The organism is Enterobacter mori LMG 25706 (assembly GCF_000211415.1).
Taxonomy (GTDB): domain Bacteria; phylum Pseudomonadota; class Gammaproteobacteria; order Enterobacterales; family Enterobacteriaceae; genus Enterobacter; species Enterobacter mori.
In genome coordinates this window covers 606,334-625,872 of sequence record NZ_GL890776.1, presented here as the reverse complement: position 1 = coordinate 625,872, position 19,539 = coordinate 606,334, and the positions used below count along the sequence as shown (strand labels likewise).

16 protein-coding genes are annotated in these 19,539 nt (G+C 57.5%); 3 read left to right on the top strand and 13 right to left on the bottom strand.

Annotated features, from left to right (window positions below; all coding sequences use genetic code 11):
- From ENTMO_RS26615 to ENTMO_RS0112795, 4 genes are all read right to left on the bottom strand, one after another.
- On the bottom strand, positions 1–541 hold a 541-nt coding region (locus ENTMO_RS26615; RefSeq protein WP_010431437.1), incomplete at its 3' end, for a hypothetical protein.
- Positions 538–4,278, bottom strand: a complete 3,741-nt coding sequence (locus tag ENTMO_RS0112805; RefSeq protein WP_010431435.1) for a nitrate reductase subunit alpha — start codon at positions 4,276–4,278, stop codon at positions 538–540. The genes ENTMO_RS0112805 and ENTMO_RS26615, both read right to left, overlap by 4 nt.
- 27 nt (positions 4,279–4,305) lie before the next feature.
- Positions 4,306–5,694 carry a NarK family nitrate/nitrite MFS transporter gene (locus tag ENTMO_RS0112800; RefSeq protein WP_010431432.1) on the bottom strand — a complete coding sequence of 463 codons (1,389 nt, stop codon included), beginning with the start codon at positions 5,692–5,694 and terminating at the stop codon, positions 4,306–4,308.
- Positions 5,695–5,903: 209 nt separating this feature from the next.
- Positions 5,904–6,479, bottom strand: a complete 576-nt coding sequence (locus ENTMO_RS0112795) for a TetR family transcriptional regulator (protein WP_010431429.1) — start codon at positions 6,477–6,479, stop codon at positions 5,904–5,906.
- 117 nt (positions 6,480–6,596) lie between these two features.
- Here ENTMO_RS0112795 and ENTMO_RS0112790 point away from each other — a divergent pair, with 117 nt between their 5' ends.
- Positions 6,597–8,084 (top strand): MFS transporter, encoded by a 1,488-nt coding sequence (locus ENTMO_RS0112790; protein WP_010431424.1) that lies wholly within the window; start codon positions 6,597–6,599, stop codon positions 8,082–8,084.
- 460 nt (positions 8,085–8,544) lie between these two features.
- Here the strand turns inward: ENTMO_RS0112790 and ENTMO_RS0112785 are convergent, their stop codons facing one another.
- From ENTMO_RS0112785 to ENTMO_RS0112755, 7 genes are read right to left on the bottom strand one after another with little or no spacing between them, the layout of a single operon-like run.
- Positions 8,545–9,771, bottom strand: a complete 1,227-nt coding sequence (locus ENTMO_RS0112785; RefSeq protein ID WP_010431421.1) for a Zn-dependent hydrolase — start codon at positions 9,769–9,771, stop codon at positions 8,545–8,547.
- Positions 9,768–10,250: an L-2-amino-thiazoline-4-carboxylic acid hydrolase gene (locus tag ENTMO_RS0112780; protein ID WP_010431418.1), complete on the bottom strand. Its 483-nt coding sequence runs from the start codon at positions 10,248–10,250 to the stop codon at positions 9,768–9,770. The genes ENTMO_RS0112785 and ENTMO_RS0112780 overlap by 4 nt, the downstream gene beginning before the upstream one ends.
- A gap of 18 nt (positions 10,251–10,268) precedes the next feature.
- Positions 10,269–11,426, bottom strand: a complete 1,158-nt coding sequence (locus ENTMO_RS0112775; RefSeq protein ID WP_010431416.1) for a branched-chain amino acid ABC transporter substrate-binding protein — start codon at positions 11,424–11,426, stop codon at positions 10,269–10,271.
- Positions 11,427–11,454: 28 nt separating this feature from the next.
- A complete protein-coding gene (locus ENTMO_RS0112770; RefSeq protein WP_010431413.1) occupies positions 11,455–12,174 on the bottom strand; it encodes an ABC transporter ATP-binding protein in 720 nt (239 codons plus the stop codon).
- Positions 12,167–12,934, bottom strand: coding sequence for an ABC transporter ATP-binding protein (locus tag ENTMO_RS0112765; RefSeq protein WP_010431410.1), 768 nt, complete (start codon positions 12,932–12,934; stop codon positions 12,167–12,169). The genes ENTMO_RS0112770 and ENTMO_RS0112765 overlap by 8 nt, the downstream gene beginning before the upstream one ends.
- Positions 12,931–14,037: a branched-chain amino acid ABC transporter permease gene (locus tag ENTMO_RS0112760; protein WP_010431407.1), complete on the bottom strand. Its 1,107-nt coding sequence runs from the start codon at positions 14,035–14,037 to the stop codon at positions 12,931–12,933. The genes ENTMO_RS0112765 and ENTMO_RS0112760 overlap by 4 nt, the downstream gene beginning before the upstream one ends.
- Before the next feature lie 8 nt (positions 14,038–14,045).
- Positions 14,046–14,996, bottom strand: coding sequence for a branched-chain amino acid ABC transporter permease (locus ENTMO_RS0112755; protein ID WP_010431405.1), 951 nt, complete (start codon positions 14,994–14,996; stop codon positions 14,046–14,048).
- A 171-nt stretch (positions 14,997–15,167) separates the two neighbouring features.
- On the opposite strand from ENTMO_RS0112755, the gene ENTMO_RS0112745 reads away from it, so the two are divergent.
- A complete protein-coding gene (locus ENTMO_RS0112745) occupies positions 15,168–16,112 on the top strand; it encodes a LysR substrate-binding domain-containing protein (protein ID WP_010431400.1) in 945 nt (314 codons plus the stop codon).
- 43 nt (positions 16,113–16,155) lie between these two features.
- Here the strand turns inward: ENTMO_RS0112745 and ompC are convergent, their stop codons facing one another.
- Together ompC and yddG are read right to left on the bottom strand one after the other, a co-directional pair.
- Positions 16,156–17,229 (bottom strand): porin OmpC, encoded by a 1,074-nt coding sequence (gene ompC, locus ENTMO_RS0112740; RefSeq protein ID WP_010431398.1) that lies wholly within the window; start codon positions 17,227–17,229, stop codon positions 16,156–16,158.
- A 625-nt stretch (positions 17,230–17,854) separates the two neighbouring features.
- A complete protein-coding gene (gene yddG, locus ENTMO_RS0112735; protein ID WP_010431395.1) occupies positions 17,855–18,733 on the bottom strand; it encodes an aromatic amino acid DMT transporter YddG in 879 nt (292 codons plus the stop codon).
- Positions 18,734–18,954: 221 nt separating this feature from the next.
- Here yddG and ENTMO_RS26610 point away from each other — a divergent pair.
- On the top strand, positions 18,955–19,539 hold a 585-nt coding region (locus ENTMO_RS26610), incomplete at its 3' end, for a molybdopterin-dependent oxidoreductase (protein ID WP_010431393.1).

Genomic DNA, 19,539 nt, shown 5'->3' with positions numbered 1-19,539 from the left:
CAGGCAGGTACATCATGAAGGTGTTTTCAAACTGGCCGTACATCTCTTTCTGGATCTTCTGGAAGTTGCGGTCGCGGGCGCGTTTTTCGAACTCGCCGCCCAGCAGCTCTTCCCAGTTGGGCCCCCAGACGATTTTGTCCATCCGCTTGCCGTCAATCAGCGAGCGCGGACGGGCGGTAGGGAGGTGATCGCCCTCCGGGGCGCGGTGCAGATCCTGATAGTCAAAGGTGAAGGGCTCGTAATAATCGTCAATCTGCGGCAGGACGGGGTTAGCGAAAATTTTCGACAGCACACCCATTTTGCCGCCGAGGCGCGGCGTTAGCTTGCCGGTAATGCCGCGGATCCAGCCGCCTTGCCACTCATCCTGATCTTCCCAGTTTTTCGGGTAGCCGATCCCCGGTTTGGTTTCGACGTTGTTAAACCACGCATACTCCATGCCTTCACGCCCGGTCCAGACGTTCTTACAGGTGACCGAGCAGGTGTGGCAGCCAATGCATTTATCGAGGTTCAGAACCATGCCAACCTGTGAGCGTATGTTCATTTTTTCGCCTCCTGTACCTGATCCCGACCTTCGCCATCCAGCCAGTTAATGTTTTTCATTTTGCGGATCATGATGAACTCGTCGCGGTTGGAGCCGACGGTGCCGTAATAGTTGAAGCTGTACGCCAGCTGCGCGTAACCGCCGATCATGTGCGTCGGTTTAGGGCAAACGCGGGTCACCGAGTTGTGGATCCCGCCGCGCCGTCCGGTCACCTCTGAACCCGGAATGTTCAGGATGCGCTCCTGGGCGTGGTACATCATGGTCATGCCCGGCGGCACGCGCTGGCTGACCACCGCGCGGGCGGTGAGGGCGCCGTTGGCGTTGAAGGCTTCGATCCAGTCGTTGTCCTCAATGCCCAGCTCGCGGGCGTCGGTTTCGCTGATCCAGACAATCGGCCCGCCGCGCGACAGGGTTTGCATCAGCAGGTTTTCGCTGTAGGTGGAGTGGATGCCCCATTTCTGGTGCGGCGTCAGGAAGTTCAGCGCTTTTTCCGGGAAGCCGTTTGGCGGGATCTCGCGCATATGGGTAACGCTTCGGGTATCAATCGGCGGACGGTAGGCCACCAGACTCTCTCCGAAGGCGCGCATCCACGCGTGGTCCTGATAAAGCTGCTGACGACCGGAAAGGGTACGCCACGGGATCAGCTCGTGCACATTGGTGTAGCCCGCATTGTAGGAGACATGCTCGCTCTCAAGTCCGGACCAGGTCGGGCTGGAGATGATTTTGCGCGGCTGCGCCTGGATATCGCGGAAGCGGATCTTCTCGTCTTCTTTGTTCAGCGCCAGATGGGTGTGATCGCGCCCGGTCAGTTCGCCGAGCGCTTCCCAGGCTTTCACCGCCACCTGACCGTTGGTTTCCGGTGCCAGAGCGAGGATCACCTCGGAGGCGTCAATAGCGGTTTCAATGCGCGGCCGGCCTTTCGCAGGGCCCTCGAGCTTGACGTAGTTCAGCTTGCCGAGGAAATCGACCTCGTTCTGCGTGTTCCATGAAATGCCTTTTCCGCCGTTGCCGAGCTTATCCATCAGCGGACCGAGAGAGGTGAAGCGTTCGTAGGTTTCCGGGTAGTTACGCTCGACGACCGCAATGTTCGGCGCGGTTTTGCCGGTGATCAGATCGCATTCGCCTTTGCGCCAGTCCTGAATATCAAATGGCTGGGAGAGCTCCGCCGGAGAGTCGTGCTGCAGCGGCTGCAGCACCACGTCGGTTTCGGTGCCCAGATGCCCGACGCAGACCTCGGAGAAGACTTTTGCGATGCCTTTATAGATTTCCCAGTCGCTGCGGGACTCCCACGCCGGGTCGACGGCGGCGGAGAGCGGATGAATAAACGGATGCATATCCGAAGTATTCATGTCGTCTTTTTCATACCAGGTGGCGGTGGGTAGAACGATGTCCGAGAACAGACAGGTGCTGGACATGCGGAAGTCAAGCGTGACCAGCAGGTCGAGCTTGCCCTCGATGGCGGCGGTCTGCCACTCCACCTCTTCAGGCTTCACGTCATCGGTAGAGCCGAGATCCTCGCCCTGAATGCCGCTCTCGGTGCCGAGCAGGTATTTCAGCATGTACTCGTGGCCTTTCCCGGACGAGCCGAGCAGGTTAGAGCGCCAGACGAACAGGTTGCGGGGATGGTTCTTACCGTTGTCGGGCTGCTCGCAGGCGAAACGCACGTCACCGGATTTGAGCCCCTGTACGGTGTACTCCTGCGGCGTCATGCCCGCCGCCTCCGCGCGGGCTTTAATGTGCAGCGGGTTAGGGTTGAGCTGCGGGGCCGACGGCAGCCAGCCCATACGCTCCGCGCGGACATTGAAGTCGATCAAGTGGCCAGTGAATTTCGAGGCGTCCGCCAGCGGGGAGAGTAACTCCTGCGCGGTCAGCTTCTCGTAGCGCCACTGGCTGGCGTGGTTGTAAAAGAAGGAAGTGCTGTTCATCTGGCGCGGCGGACGGTTCCAGTCCAGCGCGAAGGCCAGCGGCAGCCAGCCGGTTTGTGGGCGCAGCTTCTCCTGGCCGACATAGTGTGACCAGCCGCCGCCGCTCTGCCCGACGCAGCCGCAGAAGACCAGCATGTTGATCATCCCGCGGTAGTTCATGTCCATGTGGTACCAGTGGTTCACCCCGGCACCCAGAATGATCATCGAACGACCGTGCGTTTTGTGCGCCGTATCGGCAAACTCGCGGGCGATTTTTTCTATCAGATAAGCAGGCACGCCGGTAATCTGCTCGCCCCAGGCCGGGGTGTAGGCTTTGATTTCACCGTAGTGTGCTGCTGCGTTGTTGTCTTCCAGACCGCGATCGAGACCGTAGTTAGCCAGCACCAGATCGTAAACGCTGACCACCCGTTTCTCGCTGCCGTCGGCGAGCGTCAGGGTTTTGCTCGGCACGCGGCGCGTCAGCACTGGCTCCTGCTTCACGCTGCGGAAATGTGGATTTTCGTTGCCGCCAAAGTAGGGGAAGGCGACGTCGGCAACGCTGTCGTGGGTAACGAGCAAAGAAAGCGTCAGTTCGGTTTCGTGGCCCGCAGCCTGCGGCTCCAGATTCCATTTGCCTTTTTCTCCCCAGCGGAAACCAATCGATCCGTTTGGCACCACCAGGTTCCCGGCAATGTCAAAGGCGACGGTCTTCCATTCAGGGTTATTGGCTTCACCCAGCCCGTCGACAAGGTCCGAGGCGCGCAGCATTCGTCCCGGTACCTCGCGACCGTCTTCCGGCTCGTCGAGCAGCACCAGCATCGGCATGTCGGTATAGCGGCGACAATAGTTGAGGAAGTAGTCGCTGGGGTTATCGAGGTGAAACTCTTTGAGGATCACGTGGCCCATCGCCATCGCGAGGGCGCTGTCGGTGCCCTGTTTGGGGGCCAGCCACTGGTCGCTCAGCTTCGCGACCTCCGAGAAGTCCGGCGTGATGGCGACGGTTTTGGTGCCTTTGTAGCGCACCTCGGTGAAGAAGTGGGCGTCCGGGGTACGGGTCTGCGGCACGTTCGAGCCCCAGGCAATGATATAGCTGGAGTTGTACCAGTCGGCGGACTCCGGCACGTCGGTCTGTTCGCCCCAGGTCATCGGCGAAGCCGGAGGCAGGTCGCAGTACCAGTCATAGAAGCTCAGGCAGGTGCCGCCCAGCAGGGAAAGATAGCGCGTGCCGGCGGCGTAGGAGACCATTGACATTGCCGGGATAGGGGAGAAACCCGCCACGCGGTCCGGGCCATAATTTTTGATGGTCCAGACGTTGGCGGCGGCGATCAGCTGGTTCAGCTCTTTCCAGTTCGAGCGGATAAATCCGCCGTGTCCGCGCGCCTGCCGGTAGCTCTGCGCTTTTTGCGGATCGCTCTGGATGGCGTCCCAGGCCAGCACCGGATCGGTATGCTGCGCCAGCGCCTCGCGCCAGAGCTCAATTAACGTGCGGCGCACCAGCGGGTATTTGAGACGGTTGGCGCTGTAGAGATACCAGGAGTAGCTCGCCCCACGCGGACAGCCGCGCGGCTCGTGGTTGGGCAGGTCAGGGCGGGTGCGCGGATAGTCGGTCTGCTGGGTTTCCCAGGTCACCAGGCCGTTTTTGACGTAAATCTTCCAGCTGCAGGAGCCGGTACAGTTTACGCCATGGGTGGAGCGCACAATCTTGTCGAACTGCCAGCGCTGACGGTAGCTGTCCTCCCAGTCGCGGTTGGTGTGGTATACCTGCCCGTGCCCGTTGGCGAAGCTGTCCCCCTTTGTTTTGAAATAACGAAAGCGATCCAACAGTTTGCTCATGACATTTCTCCTGCTTCGGACGTGTAGTTATTCTTTTTTTGCGGATTTGCGGCCATACACCAGCCAGGTAACAAGCACGCAGACAATGTAAAACACGAGGAACACCTTCATGGCGCCGACCGGCGATCCGGTCATCGCCAGCGAGGTGCCAAAGGCTTTGGGAATGAAGAACCCGCCAACGGCGCCGATAGCGGAGATAAAGCCCAGCGCGGCGGCGGTCTCCGTCACCGCTTCGTGCTGCGCCTGCTCGTCCGTGCCGCCCTGCTTTTTGACGCGGTCGAGAGTGATTTGGCGGAAAATAATCGCGATCATCTGGAAGGTGGATCCGCTGCCCAGCCCGGCGGTGAGGAACAGTCCCATAAAGACCAGATAGAACGCGACAAAGCTGCCGGAGCCAGAGCCGGGCAGCGTCAGGAAGATCAGGGCGCTAAAGACGGCCATAAAGACGAAGTTAATCAGCGTGACCCGCACGCCGCCCAGTTTGTCAGAGATCATCCCGCCTGCTGAACGGGCCAGCGCACCGATAAGTGGACCAAAGAAGGCGAGGTGCAGGATGTTGACATCTGGAAACTGAGTTTTTGACAGCATGGCAAAACCCGCCGAGAAGCCGATAAACGAGCCGAAGGTCGCCAGATAGAGCAGGCTCAGCAGCCAGAGGTGAAAGCGCTTCAGCACCGGGAGCTGGCTGGCAATAGAAGCCTTAGAGCTGGCTATATCGTTCATGCCAAAAAAAGCCGCAAGGGTTGCCAGCAGCAGCAGCGGCGCCCAGATCCATGCTGCATTGGCCAGCCATATCGTCGAGCCATCTTCCTGCGGCACGCCGTGCACGCCGAGGAAAGTGAACATCGGCAGAAATATCACCAACGGTGCGACCAGCTGCATCACGCTGACGCCCAGGTTGCCGAGCCCGCCGTTAATGCCGAGCGCGCTACCCTGTTTTGCCTTGGGGAAGAAGAAGCTGATGTTGCCCATGCTGGAGGCAAAGTTGGCACCTGCAAAGCCGCAGAGCAGGGCAATCACGATAAAGACCCAGTAAGGCGTCGCGGTGGTCTGAATGGCAATTCCCAGCCAGACGCAGGGAATAATCAGGATGACGGTACTCAATACCGTCCAGTATCGTCCGCCAAATATGGGTACCATAAACGAATAGGGGACGCGCAATATCGCGCCGGAGAGAGAAGGTAATGCCGTTAGCATAAAAAGTTGATCGGTGGTGAAATTAAATCCGACTTTATTGAGATTGACCGCGATTGCGCTAAACAGCATCCATACGCAAAAGGCCAGCAGTAAACATGCCACCGAGATCCACAGATTTCTTTGCGCGATATGTTTGCCTTTATTCTCCCAAAATTGCGCGTTTTCAGGTTTCCAGTTACTTAAAAGATGCGGGTTACTCTTTTCACTTTGTGGTGACATATCGCCCTCTTGCTTGCCATAATGGAGAGAAAAACGAAGTGAAAACAAAAAGATAAATGAGAGTGGGGACTCGAGTTTATTGGATGTTTTGGGATACATCTGAAAGGATAGATAAAAAAGCGAACCCCTGAGATTAGAATGGGATTAAGGGGTCGCTTAATGTGTTACTAATTGTAAAATGCACGAGAATTAATACTCCGGAAGGGGTATTAAAACAATTCCAGCGTAATGAGTTTATCGAGATGCTTATTAAAGGCCGCGTCGTCCATCTCCGGCATATTTAATATGTAAATGCCGTCCAGCCCGCACACCAGCCCTATCAAACGCCAGGCAATATTTTCTGCACGGTCAGTCAGCGTAAATTCGCTGGCGTCCGCCCCGGCACGAATAATGGCAACGGTCTCCTGGTGCCACATCTCCATTGTCAGTACGTAAGCGCCTTTTATTTCGGTATCCCGAATGGACAGAATTTGGGCTTCACGCCACAGACGAATGTAGGGTTCAAACCTGCCGTCATCGCTGCCGAGCATGGCATGCAGCCGCTCGCGCCAGCTGGCGTTTTCGTCCAACGCGTCGGCATCCAGCAGCTCGCGGATCAGGCGGACAAAGGCCAGCGACTTTAGCTCTCCACCGGAGGTGAAGTGGTGGTGAACCTGTCCTGTCGCCACGCTGGCTTCAGCGGCAATACGGCGCACCGTCATGGCCGCCATTCCTTCGGCGAGGGCCACGCGCATGGCGGCCTGCAGGATGGCTTCACGCCGCTCGTCCTTGCTCAGATAACGCATGTTTTTCTCACTCTCAATGGGGGCGAAACGAGTGTAACAAAAAGCTGGACATACGTTCAACTTTACGTAGGATCGCATCCTGGACATGTGTCCATGTTTTAAAAGAAAAGGAAATTTATGTTTCGTCAGTGGTTAGCGTTAGTGATTATCGTGCTGGTGTATATCCCGGTGGCGATCGACGCGACGGTGCTGCACGTGGCGGCGCCGACATTGAGCATGACGCTGGGCGCCAGCGGCAATGAATTACTGTGGATCATCGACATTTACTCGCTGGTGATGGCGGGAATGGTACTGCCGATGGGGGCGCTGGGTGACCGCATTGGTTTTAAACGATTGCTCATGATTGGCAGCACGCTGTTTGGCCTGTCGTCGCTGGCGGCAGCGTTTGCGCCTTCTGCGGGCTGGCTGATTGCGGCGCGCGCCTCGCTGGCAATAGGCGCAGCGATGATAATTCCGGCCACGCTTGCAGGGATCCGCACGCTGTTTGTCGACGCGAAGGATCGCAACATCGCGCTCGGCGTCTGGGCGGCCGTGGGATCCGGCGGGGCGGCGTTTGGTCCGCTGATTGGCGGTATGTTGCTGGAACACTTCTACTGGGGTTCAGTGTTTTTGATCAACGTGCCAATCGTGCTTATTGTTGTCACGCTTGCGGCGCGTTTTGTTCCCCGGCAGCAGGGGCGGCCTGAGCAGCCGTTGAACATTAGCCATGCGATCATGCTGATCGTGGCGATTTTACTGTTGGTCTACAGCGCTAAAACCGCGTTGAAAGGCGTGCTGTCGCCGTGGCTGGTGGCCTGTACGCTGCTGACTGGCGCGGTAATGCTGTTTATTTTCGTGCGCATTCAGCTCCGCGCCCGCGTGCCGATGATCGACATGCGCCTGTTTTGCCACCGCATCATTTTAAGCGGCGTGGTGATGGCGATGACGGCGATGATCGCGCTGGTGGGGTTTGAACTGCTGATGGCGCAGGAGCTGCAGTTTGTACATGGCTTCACGCCGTTTGAGGCGGGCATGTTTATGCTGCCGCTGATGGTGGCCAGCGGGTTTAGCGGCCCGATAGCGGGTGTACTGGTGGGGCGTCTCGGTCTGCGTCTTGTGGCGGCAGGGGGGATGGGGCTGAGCGCGGTCAGTTTTATCGGCCTGTCGATGCTGGATTTCAGCACTCAGCAGCTGCTGGCGTCTGCCCTGATGGTTCTGCTCGGCTTTAGCGCGGCCAGCGCGCTGCTGGCCTCGACCTCTGCGATTATGGCCGCTGCGCCAAAAGAGAAAGCGGCTGCTGCAGGGGCGATTGAAACTATGTCCTACGAGCTGGGCGCGGGGTTGGGGATCGCCATTTTCGGCCTGCTGTTAACCCGCAGTTTCTCAGCGTCGATTGAGCTGCCGCAGGGGCTGAACCCGTCGCTTGCAGATAAAGCCTCGTCATCTATCGGTGAAGCGGTGAAGGTGGCGCAGGATCTGGCACCGTCACTGGCGGAGTCGGTGATTGAGGCGGCGAAAACGGCGTTTATCACCTCCCACAGCGTAGCGCTCGGCAGCGCGGGAGCGATGCTGCTGATGCTGGCGACAGGGATTTGGTTTAGCCTGGCGAAGGTGCCGAAGCCGTAAAAGCCGCCCGGTTTGTCCCCTCTCCCCGTGGGCTGAGGAATCCCCAGTAGTTTTTTAACCGGAAGCGATGAATGTTGTTTCAGGATAATTAATGACTTACAGCGACGACCTGGTCCGGCTGTAAATCGCTGAGGCGTTTGCCTTCCGGCCGGGGCGAGGCGCAGGGATGCGCCGAGAGGGCGGGCTTTACATGGACGTTGCCTCCGCCCGTCCCCGACAAGCCGGAAGGAATAAGCCGAGGGCACCGCGAAGCGGCGATTTACCGCCGGGAGCCCGGGTCGCCAGGGTGGTGGCGACTGAGCCACCCTGGCACGTTCACCGGTCATGTCGTTACAGAGTAGCAAGGAACATAAAGTGAACGGAATATCCAGCAGAGCCGTATGTTCCCCCTCACCCCAGCCCTCTCCCTCAAGGGAGAGGGAGCCGTCCTTAGACCTGTGGGAGAGGGTACGGTAATGGCTTAGATTTCCTGCGCGGCGGCCAACACGCTGTGCAACAGCACGTTGGCCCCTTTCTCTGACCACTCCGGCAGGATCCTTTCCGCTTCGTTATGGCTGATGCCTTTCTCACAGGGGATAAAGATCATGCTGGCCGGGGCGATTTTGCTGACATAACAGGTGTCATGCCCGGCACCCGAAACCATCGGTTTAGACGAGTAGCCCAGCGCCGCCACGGCGCGTTCCGTGCGGGCCAGACACGCCGCGTTAAACGCAATCGGCGCGTAGTCAAAAATGCGCTCGACGTTAGCCGTCACGCCACGGGCGGCCAGGCTTTCCGCAGCCTGATGCAGCGCCACCTCCATCGCTTCCAGCGCATCCTGCTCCGGATGGCGGAACTCCACGCTACACACGACGCGAGACGGCACCACGTTTCGCGAGTTCGGTATGATCTCCGCCATGCCGATCGTTGCGCGACCGTCCGGCGCATGCCGATAACCAATCTCTTCCACCTTCAGCGCCAGCTCGGCAAACGCGGTTAACGCATCGCGTCGGCTGTGCATGGGCGTGGTGCCCGCATGCGCGGCGAAACCCTCCAGCGCGAGGGTAAACCAGCGCTGGCCCATGGCCGCACGCACCAGACCGATATCGATGGATTCATCTTCCAGAATCGGTCCCTGCTCAATGTGCAGTTCATAGCAGGCGTGGACCGGAAAAGCGCGGGCCGGGATTTCGCCGCGATAACCGATCGTCTCAAGCGCCTCGCGTACCGTTACTCGCTTGCTGTCCATCCGGGCGTAGGCAAAATCTTCCGAAAGCTGGCCTGCCCAAACGCCTGATGCGAGCATCGCCGGGGCAAAGCGCGCGCCTTCCTCGTTGGTCCAGTTCACCAGCACAATGTCGCGCTCGGTTTGTACGTTGTTATCGTTCAGCGTCCGCAGCAGCTCAAGCCCGGCCAGCACGCCGTAGATACCATCGTAGTTGCCGCCGAGGGGTTGCGAATCGACGTGCGAGCCGGTCATCACCGGCGCAAGCGCTGGGTTTGTACCCGCGCGGCGAATAAACATATTGCCCATGCTGTCGACGTCGCAGGTGAGGCCCGCCTCCAGCGCCCAGTCGCGCAGCAGGTTACGCGCGATGCGATCCTCCTCGCTCAGGGCCAGACGGGTAACGCCACCGGCGGGAGTGCCGCCGATCTGCGCCATCATCTCCAGCGTTGTCCACAGACGCTCAGCGTTGACCCGAATCATGCCGTGTCCTTTTTACTGCGGTAGCGGAAGTCACAGCACGAGCCGCCCTGCATGATGGTGGTGGTGCGCGTCAGCTCCACGTCCGGCGCGTAGCCCACAATAAATTTCTCATCGCGCGCGCAGGAAAGCAGGTGACCGATTTCACCCAGCCCCATCTCGTGGTACATCTCGGCGTAGCGGCAGCGGGTCACGTTGTAGTTGTACTGCTGCTCGTCGGCGTCGATCACCTTAACCTCAAGGGCATTATCTTTCTCCCACAGATACTGCAGGGCGATAAAGCTCTTTACGTCCGCGCCGTCGGGCTCTTTGCTGGCAAACGCTTTGCCTGCGTCAATCGCGGCCTGCTCAATGGCCTCGCCAATGACCGCCTGCGCGCGGGTTTTTCCTATCTCCCGCACCAGGATTTCATAGATTGGCTTAATAATTTCTGCTTCAATTTTGCGGCGGGCGAGAATGCCCAGCTCATTATTATCACTCATCACATTGCCTCACTGCGGTTACTTGTCTTTCGCGCCGCCCAGCACGGTCTGCGGCTGCCACTTGCCGTCACCGACTTTGTAGACCGTGAACGACGGTGATTTCAGGTTGCCTTCTTTATCAAAGGCGATCTGTCCGGTCACGCCCGAATAGCTGATGGCGCGCAGGGCAGGCAGATACTCGGTCGGATCGACGGAGTCGGCTTTTTCCATGGCCGCAACCAGCACGCGGGTGGCGTCATAGGCGAACGGGGCGTGCAGTTCAATATGCGTGTGGTAGCGCGCCTGGTAGGCCTGCTCAAACGCCTTACCGCCCGGCATTTTCTCAACCGGCAGTCCCGGTTCGAGGGCGACAACGCCTTCGCCTTCCTTCTGCGCCAGCTGGAGGAACGTCTGGCTGACGAAGCCGCCTGCGCCCATCAGCGTGGCGTTCATGCCCAGCTGTTTGATACGGCGCGCCAGCGGTGCAGCCTGGCTGTCGACGCCGCCAAAGAAGATCAGATCGGCGTTTTTGCTGCGAATGGCGGTCAGCACGGCGCTGAAGTCCACGGTTTTATCATCGACGTACTGACGGTCGATAATCTTCACGCCCTGGGCTTCCAGCGATTTGATAAATTCGTCCGCCAGACCCTGACCAAAGGCGGTACGGTCGTCGATCACCGCAATGCGTTTGGCTTTCAGCGTATTGACCGCGTACTGACCGGCAAACTGTCCGCCGTCATCGTCATGGCCCATTACGCGGAAGCTGGTGTCGAAGCCCTGTTTGGTATAGGCGTGCCCGGTCGCTACCGGGGCCACCTGTGCGATGCCCGCATCGTGATAAACGCGCGCGGCAGGAATGCTGGTGCCGGTATTCCAGTGGCCAACTACGCCCGCCACGCCGCTGTCCACCAGACGTTGCGCCACGGCAACGGCGGTGCGCGGGTCAGACTGATCGTCTTCGGACTGCAGTTTGAAGGTCACCGCTTTGCCGCCGATGGTCGGGTGCTGCTTGTTGATGTCGTCAATGGCCAGCTGCGCACCGTTTTCCAGATCTTTACCGATACGGGCAGACGGGCCGGTGAGTGGGCCCGCCAGGCCGATGGTCACGGTTTCGCTGCCAGCGGCCCACGCGGCCGTCGAGGCAAAACCGCTGAGGAGAATAGCGGCGCTGAGCGCACTGATTTTTACTGTTTTCATTATATTTCCCTGATGTTGGCTGGTGTGGTTAAACGGGCATTTCGCCCAGGTAAATCTGTGCAATCTGGTCGTCATTGAGCAGCGCTTTTGACTCGCCATGATGGACAATGCTGCCGCTGTCCATCACCCACGCGCTGTCGGTCACTTCAAGCGCGAGCCTGGCGTTTTGCTCGATCAGAAGGAGGGCGACGCCGCGTTCGCGCAGGCCGCCGATAACGGCAAAAATGTTCTCCACCATCTTCGGGGCCAGGCCCATCGACGGTTCGTCGAGGATCAGCAGGCGCGGGCGGCTGAGCAGGGCGCGGTTAAGCGCCAGCAGCTGTTGCTCACCGCCGGAAAGCAGGCCAGCGAGCTGATGCTGCCGCTCCCCCAGGCGCGGGAAACGCTCGAAAATGTCATTCATCTCTTGCCTGATGGTGACAGTGTCACGCCTGAGCCAGGCACCCATCTGCAGGTTTTCCAGTACCGTCATGCGGGCGAAGATCCCACGTCCTTCCGGGACCATGACTAACCCATCCCGGAGCAAGGATTCGGGCCTGCGCTTACGTACCGTTTTACCGTTGAATTCAATACTGCCGCTAAAGTTTTCCAGCGCGGTGATGGCGCGCACGGTGGAGCTTTTTCCCGCGCCGTTCGCGCCGATCAGCGTAGCCTGTTCGCCCTCGCGCAGGGTAAAAGAGACATCGCGTACGGCCTGAATACCGCCGTAATGCACGTCCAGACGTTCAACCTTCAGTAATTCAGACATGGGCGTTGCCTCCAAGCCAGGCGGCAATCACTGACGGGTCGCGACGCACGCTCTCTGGCGTGCCGCTGGCGAGCGTTTTGCCGTAATCAAGCACCGTCAGGCGATCGCAGATGCCCATCACCAGCTTGACGTCGTGTTCGATCATCAGCAGGGTTCTGCCGTCGTCACGAATACGCGACAGCAGTTCACCGAGCGCCACTTTTTCCGCCGCGTTCATCCCGGCGGCGGGTTCGTCCAGCGCCAGCAGGAGCGGATCCGTTGCCAGCGCCCGGGCAATTTCGAGACGTCGCTGATGCCCGTAGGCCAGGTCGCAGGCACGATAGTGGGCAAACTTTGCAATGCCGGTGTATTCCAGCCAATGCCACGCCTGCTCGCGCGTTTCGGCTTCTTCTTTACGGGCGCGCCGGTTGCGGCTCAGCGCCGCCCATAAACCGTTGCGGGTGCGCACGTGGCGACCCACCATGACGTTTTCCAGTACCGACATCTCGTTAAACAGCCTGACGTTCTGAAACGTGCGGGCGATCCCGGCGGCGGTGACTTTTTCAATCTGTTTCGGGTAATAGGGCTTATCGGCAATGGTGAACTCACCGCTGTCCGCCGGATACAGCCCGGTAATCAGGTTGAAGCAGGTGGTTTTGCCCGCACCGTTAGGGCCAATCAGGCCGTAGATTTCGCCTTTGTTCACGGTGAGCGAAACGTCATCCACGGCGGTCAGCCCGCCGAAGCGCTTGGACATATTGCGTACAGTTAACAGGCTCATGCTTTCACCTCCTTGTGGCGCACCGGCCAGATGCCTGAAGGACGAACCAGCATCACCAGCACCAGCGCCAGACCGTAGAACAGCTGGCGTAAAATTTCCGGGTCGACCAGCACCGTGCCAAACAGCGCCTGCTGAACGGGCGCGGCCTGGCTGCGCAGCAGCTCCGGCAGGGCCGTCAGGAGCACCGCGCCGAGGATCACGCCGGGTATATGCCCCATACCGCCAAGTACTACCATCGCCAGCACGGCAATGGATTCCTGCAAGGTAAACGACTCCGGTGAGACAAAGCCCTGAAACGCGCCGAACAGGGCACCCGCCACGCCGCCAAACGAGGCGCCCATAGCAAAGGCCAGTAGCTTGTAGTTGCGCACGTTGATGCCCATCGCGCGGGCCACGTCTTCATCTTCACGAATGGCGTGCCAGGCGCGACCAATGCGCGAATGCTGCAGGCGCAGGCAGGCAAACACAATCGCCACAATCACCAGCATCAGCAGGTAGTACCACAGCCACAGGGCGGGCACTTTGAAGCCAAACCAGTGATATACGCCGCTGAACTTCAGGCCGAACAGGTTCAGGGTATCGACGCCGGTAATGCCCTTTGCGCCGTTGGTGATGTTCACCGGACGGTCGAGGTTACGCATCAGGATGCGGATGATTTCGCCAAAGCCGAGGGTCACTATCGCCAGGTAATCCCCGCGCAGCTTCAGCGTGGGTGCGCCAAGCAGAATGCCGCACACCGCGGCGACCAGAGCCGCTATGGGAATAATCAGCAGCCAGGAGGTGTGCAGCCCCTCCGGGAACCAGACGGTGAGGATCGGGAATACCTCTGACAGGTGCGGGGAGGCAAGCAGGGCGGCCAGATAGGCACCGACCGCGTAAAAAGCGATAAAGCCCATGTCCAGCAGGCCCGTGTAGCCGACCACAATGTTAAGCCCCAGCGCCAGCATGATGTAAAGCAGGGCAAAGTCGATAACCCGCACCCAGTAGTTGCCGCCAATCTGGCTGGCGACCACGGGCGCAATCAGCAGCGCGAGGCGGAACAGCGTCATGCCGGACCAGAACTTGCGCGTCGCCGTTGGCGTTTGGAGTTGTACGGTTGTCATAGTGTTCCTTACGCTCTGTTTGCCACGCGTTCGCCGAGCAGGCCTGCCGGACGGAAGACCAGCACCAGAATCAGCACGATGAAGGCAAAGACATCCTGATAATTGCTGCCGAACACGCCGTGGGTCAGTTCACCCAGGTAGCCCGCGCCGAGTGCTTCAATGATGCCAAGCAGGATCCCGCCAATCATTGCGCCGCGAATATTGCCGATCCCGCCCAGCACGGCGGCGGTGAACGCTTTAATCCCTGGCAGAAAGCCCATGGAGAAGCTGGCGTTACCATAGTTGCTCGCCATCATCACGCCTGCCAGTGCGGCAAAGATGCCGCCGATGGCAAACGTGAGGGTAATTATCGCGTTCGGGTTCACGCCCATCAGCATGGCGACGCGCGGATTTTCCGCCACGGCGCGCATGCCGCGCCCCAGGCGGCTGTATTCGACCAACAGCCAGAGACCGATCATGACGGTCAGCGCCAGCGCCACGGTCACGATGCCGGTGACGGTAACAATCGCAGGGGGATGGGCTTCGCTGCCGGACGTGACGGCGATCGGGTCCATCGGCAGGATCTGCGGGAACATCAGCGGATTTCGCGTCCAGATAATCATCGCCACGGTTTGCAGCAGCACTGAGACGCCAATCCCGGAGATCAGCGGTGCCAGACGCGGGGCGTTGCGCAGGCGTCGGTAGGCAAAGCGTTCCACAGCCATCGCCAGCAGAGCACAGACCGCCATGGCAACCAGCAGCGCAAAGCCCAACTGCAGCAGTAGCGGCAGATGTGGGAAGGTGTTGTTCAGAACGTTAATGGCGGAAAGCGTGGTTAGCGCGCCGACCATCAGAATATCGCCGTGGGCGAAGTTAATAATGCGCAAGATGCCATACACCATGGTATAGCCCAGCGCGATCAGCGCGTAGATGCTTCCCAGCATCACGCCGTTGATCAGTTGTTGTATCAGTGTATCCAACGTGCGTACCCGACAAGTGGCTCTTTCAGCGGCTACCATCCAATAAATGAATAAAATTGTAAAATACACATATATTATTTCTTATGATAAACCGGTATTGTTTTATCTTTATGATTTACATGAATATATTAAAACCCTTCAGCAGGGTGAAAAGCCTAAAGAAATCAATAAATGAATAAAACAGAACAGTCGACCGCCGTGTCAGCCTATGCCGAAAGCCGTCTGGCAAACGATCCGCCGCTTCGGGCCGTGCGGGCATTTGAAGCCATTGCCAGACTGGGAAGCGTAACCCTGGCCGCGCAGGAGCTGGATATCTCCCCCTCCGCCGTGAGCCATCAGCTTAAGGTGCTGGAGGCCTATCTGCAGATGCCACTCACGGAGCGACAGGGGCGAAGGCTGATCCTGAGCCAGCAGGGGCGGGATTACTACCGCTCGATTCGCGCCGCGTTCAACGTGCTTCGGCAGGCGACGGAGCACCTGGTGGAACAGGCGCAAACGCGTCAGGTGACCATCAGCCTGATCCCGCTGTTTGGTATGGGGTGGTTTATTCCACGTCTGCCGACCTTTATGCGCGCCAACCCGCAGACGGAGATCAACGTTGTCTACGCCAACCACCGTAACTACCTGAGCGACGCATCCGATATGTCGATTCGCTTTGGTAACGGCCAGTGGGCTGGCTATCAGAGCGAAAAACTGATCTCCGGCCAGATGGTGCCGGTGTGCAGCCGCGCGTTTTTGCGTATTCACGGCCATATCGGTACGCCCGAACAGCTGCTGCAAATGCCGCTGCTGCATGACGAGGAGCGCTCGACCTGGCCGCAATGGTTCATGCAGCAGGGGGTGAAGCGTCCCGTGCGCCGCAGTGGACCGATGTTTGAGGATGGCTTACTGACGCTGGCTGGCGTACAGGCCGGGCTAGGATGTGCCCTGATGCGCGAGCCGCTCATTGCTCCGTATCTTGAGAGCGGGGAATTGGTAAAGGTCTTTGATTTGCCGATCGACGACGGGCGGGATTACTACCTCTGCGTACGCACTGACTCGGACATGACCGAAGACGGGAAACTGCTGCAAAACTGGCTACGCCGGGCGGCGGGCAGTGAACAGAGCCTGGAATAAAAAAGGCCAGCGACAATGGCTGGCCTTTTCGTACTGACACATCTTAGAACTGGTAGGTCAGACCCACAGCCACGATGTTGTCGGTAGACACTTTGGCATCTTTGGTGAACGTGTTGTCGTCCAGCAGGTTGATTTTGTAATCAACGTAGGTAGACATGTTTTTGTTGAAGTAGTAGCTCGCGCCAACATCAATGTATTCAACCAGATCCTGATCGCCATAAGAACCGATGTCCTTACCTTTGGATTTCAGGTAAGCGATGGATGGACGCAGGCCGAAGTCGAACTGGTACTGTGCAACCACTTCGAAGTTCTGCGCTTTGTTCGCCACGTGACCGTTACCGAACGCGGTCATGTTACGGGTTTCAGAGTAGGTGGTTGCCAGGTAGATGTTGTTCGCATCGTACTTCAGGCCCGCTGCCCAGACTTCTGCGTTTTCGCCACCGGCGTTCAGATCGCTTGCTGCGCGAACCTGACGGTCAGTACGGTCGGATTTCGCATAGGCTGCGCCCGCAGCGAAGCCGTCGAACTCATAGCTGGAAGACAGACCCCAGCCGTCACCGTTGGATTCGGTGATATCGTCACGGTCGTTTTTACCCTGGTACTGTGCCGCAAAGTTCAGGCCGTCAACCAGACCGAAGAAGTCGGTGTTACGGTAGGTTGCAACGCCAGTGGTACGGCCAGTCATAAAGCCGTCGGTCTGGGTCCAGGTATCGCCACCAAATTCTGGCAGAACGTCAGTCCACGCGCCGATGTCGTAAGCAACACCGTAGTTACGACCATAGTCGAAAGAGCCGAATTCGTTGAATTTCAGACCGGCAAATGCCAGACGGGTTTTGTTACCGTCAGAGCCCTGTGCTTCAGAGCGGTTGCCCTTGAACTCATATTCCCACTGACCGTAACCGGCCAGCTGGTCGTTGATCTGCGTTTCGCCTTTAAAACCCAGACGAACGTAAGTTTTGTCGCCGTCGTTGTCAGCGTCATCAGAGAAATAGTGCAGACCTGTTACTTTGCCGTACAGATCCAGTTTGTTACCGTCTTTGTTAAAAACTTCAGCTGCGTTTACAACGCCTGCTGCCAGCATAGAAGTGACTGCCACTGCAACTAATTTAAGTTTCATCTTAAACATTCCTTATAATTTTCTTAGGTATTTCCTGAGCCAATTTGAACGATTTCTAAACGAGGCGGTTCGTCAATGGCAGACTATTTTTAAAAATCTTGTAGCCTGCTTTCAATAATAAGTTTCAAAATATTAAAGATAATTTCAATTAGTGTGATCCTGATCGGAATAATTGCCGTGAAACCCGCGAATTTGATTAATATTCACACATAAAATGACTATTTACGCGCCATGAATATTGCGCAGTAAATAGTTTATATATGTTGTAGTACAGGAGGGGAATATTCGTGATTAACGATCTTTTAAGTGTGAAGTGGTAATTTTAAGTTCAATAAAAACAGTTACATGAAGGCTTTATTGCATCGAATTTATAAAGGGGTGTCTGACATATCCAGAAATGTATTATTGCATTCTGTGCTATATAGTTCGTTAATATACGCAGCGAACTAATCACATTGCGTTGTCAGTTTATGTCAATATGAGAAGAGGTGAGGTTACGCCAGAGCCTAATATAAACAGAATTTAAACCGGTCACTCTAATTCTGATAAATATTCTGAGCAGGCTCACATTTTAAATTAATGTTAATTATGTTGCCGGGATGAAAATATTCCCGGCGCGGGGGAATCATTTGCGTGTCGCATACCAGCAAAGGAGCGAACCGGCGCAGACCATCAGCGCACCTTGCCAGAAAGAGAACGACAGCGGGGAACTTAACAGCACGGCCGCCAGGGCGGCGGATAATACCGGGGTGAAATAGGAGACCGCCGCCAGGACGGTGACGTTGCCGTGGAGAATGCCAATATTCCATGCGGCATAGCCAAACCCCAGCGCGATGCCGCACATGACGAGCTTCACCACCACCGGGATGCTGAACACCATCTCCGGCTGATCGCTGAGCGCATATTTCACCCACAGACTCAGCGCCGTTAGCAAAACGAAAAGGGTGATCCCGTTTTGTCCTCTGGCAAATTTGGCGGTGACGGTGCAGTAGGCCGCCCAGATAAAGGCACCGGCAAATGCCAGAGCATAACTCAGCGGGCTGGAGACGATATTGCGGATGATTTCATCAACGTGTAACCCCTGTTCACCGCCTAATACCCAGCAGACGCCGAGCAATGAGATCGCGAGCCCGGGGATCACCCACACGTTTGATTTCTGCCCGTTGAACACAATCGCAAATACAATCGTCAGGCTTGGCCAGAGATAATTGACCATGCCTACTTCTATAGCCTGAGATCGCGTGGCGGCATAGCCTAACGACAGCGCCAGGCATATTTCGTAGCTGACAAATAAAACGCTGCCAGCAATAAGATACCGGGGCGAAAACCGTCTGATATCAGGAAATCCTACTGTTACCAGACACAGTAATCCGCTGAGGGTGTATATCATCGCCGCGCCGCCTACCGGCCCCAGCCCTTCGCTCACGCTGCGAATAAGGCCGACCATGGTGCTCCATAACAGTATCGCCGCCAGCCCAATAAGCGTTGCTCTTTTTCTGTCCATGTCGTTGCCATTGCAATAAAAATCAGAGGGAAAATGTAGCGCATTCATCCTGACGCTGTCGCGAATTATTCTCTTAAGCCGTTAATCAAAAAGGGGTATTTGACCGTACCGAAGGTGACTATTTAGGGGGTGAAGGGAGATGACCTTGATTTGACGCAAAAAAAACAGGGGCATTGCTGTTAGTTTGCGCCACGAAGTCTTATCAGATAACGAGGACAACAATGGACGTCAGCCGCAGACAATTTTTCAAAATCTGCGCGGGCGGTATGGCCGGAACAACAGCCGCGATGCTGGGATTTGCTCCCAAAATGGCGCTGGCTCAGGCACGCAACTATAAGCTGCTGCGCGCGAAAGAGATCCGTAACACCTGCACATACTGCTCCGTAGGTTGTGGGCTTTTAATGTATAGCCTGGGCGATGGCGCGAAGAACGCCAGAGAAGCGATTTATCATATTGAAGGGGATCCGGATCATCCGGTGAGCCGGGGCGCACTTTGCCCGAAAGGGGCGGGGCTGCTGGACTACGTTCACAGTGAAAACCGCCTGCGCTACCCGGAATACCGCGCGCCGGGTTCCGACAAGTGGCAGCGAATATCCTGGGATGAGGCCTTCTCCCGAATCGCCAAATTAATGAAAGCCGACCGCGATGCCAACTTTATTGAAAAGAACGAGCAGGGCGTAACGGTTAACCGCTGGCTTTCCACCGGGATGCTGTGCGCATCTGCGGCGAGTAATGAAACCGGCATGCTGACGCAAAAATTTGTGCGTTCTCTCGGCATGCTGGCGGTAGACAACCAGGCGCGCGTT

Coding starts and splice junctions, on each gene's coding strand:
- ENTMO_RS0112780 (WP_010431418.1), bottom strand. CDS start 10,250: ATGAGTGATAATAATGAGCTGGGCATTCTCGCCCGCCGCAAAATTGAA.
- ENTMO_RS0112795 (WP_010431429.1), bottom strand. CDS start 6,479: ATGCGTTATCTGAGCAAGGACGAGCGGCGTGAAGCCATCCTGCAGGCC.
- ENTMO_RS0112785 (WP_010431421.1), bottom strand. CDS start 9,771: ATGATTCGGGTCAACGCTGAGCGTCTGTGGACAACGCTGGAGATGATG.
- ENTMO_RS0112790 (WP_010431424.1), top strand. CDS start 6,597: ATGTTTCGTCAGTGGTTAGCGTTAGTGATTATCGTGCTGGTGTATATC.
- ENTMO_RS0112745 (WP_010431400.1), top strand. CDS start 15,168: ATGAATAAAACAGAACAGTCGACCGCCGTGTCAGCCTATGCCGAAAGC.
- yddG (WP_010431395.1), bottom strand. CDS start 18,733: ATGGACAGAAAAAGAGCAACGCTTATTGGGCTGGCGGCGATACTGTTA.
- ompC (WP_010431398.1), bottom strand. CDS start 17,229: ATGAAACTTAAATTAGTTGCAGTGGCAGTCACTTCTATGCTGGCAGCA.
- ENTMO_RS0112760 (WP_010431407.1), bottom strand. CDS start 14,037: ATGACAACCGTACAACTCCAAACGCCAACGGCGACGCGCAAGTTCTGG.
- ENTMO_RS0112765 (WP_010431410.1), bottom strand. CDS start 12,934: ATGAGCCTGTTAACTGTACGCAATATGTCCAAGCGCTTCGGCGGGCTG.
- ENTMO_RS0112775 (WP_010431416.1), bottom strand. CDS start 11,426: ATGAAAACAGTAAAAATCAGTGCGCTCAGCGCCGCTATTCTCCTCAGC.
- ENTMO_RS0112770 (WP_010431413.1), bottom strand. CDS start 12,174: ATGTCTGAATTACTGAAGGTTGAACGTCTGGACGTGCATTACGGCGGT.
- ENTMO_RS0112800 (WP_010431432.1), bottom strand. CDS start 5,694: ATGTCACCACAAAGTGAAAAGAGTAACCCGCATCTTTTAAGTAACTGG.
- ENTMO_RS0112805 (WP_010431435.1), bottom strand. CDS start 4,278: ATGAGCAAACTGTTGGATCGCTTTCGTTATTTCAAAACAAAGGGGGAC.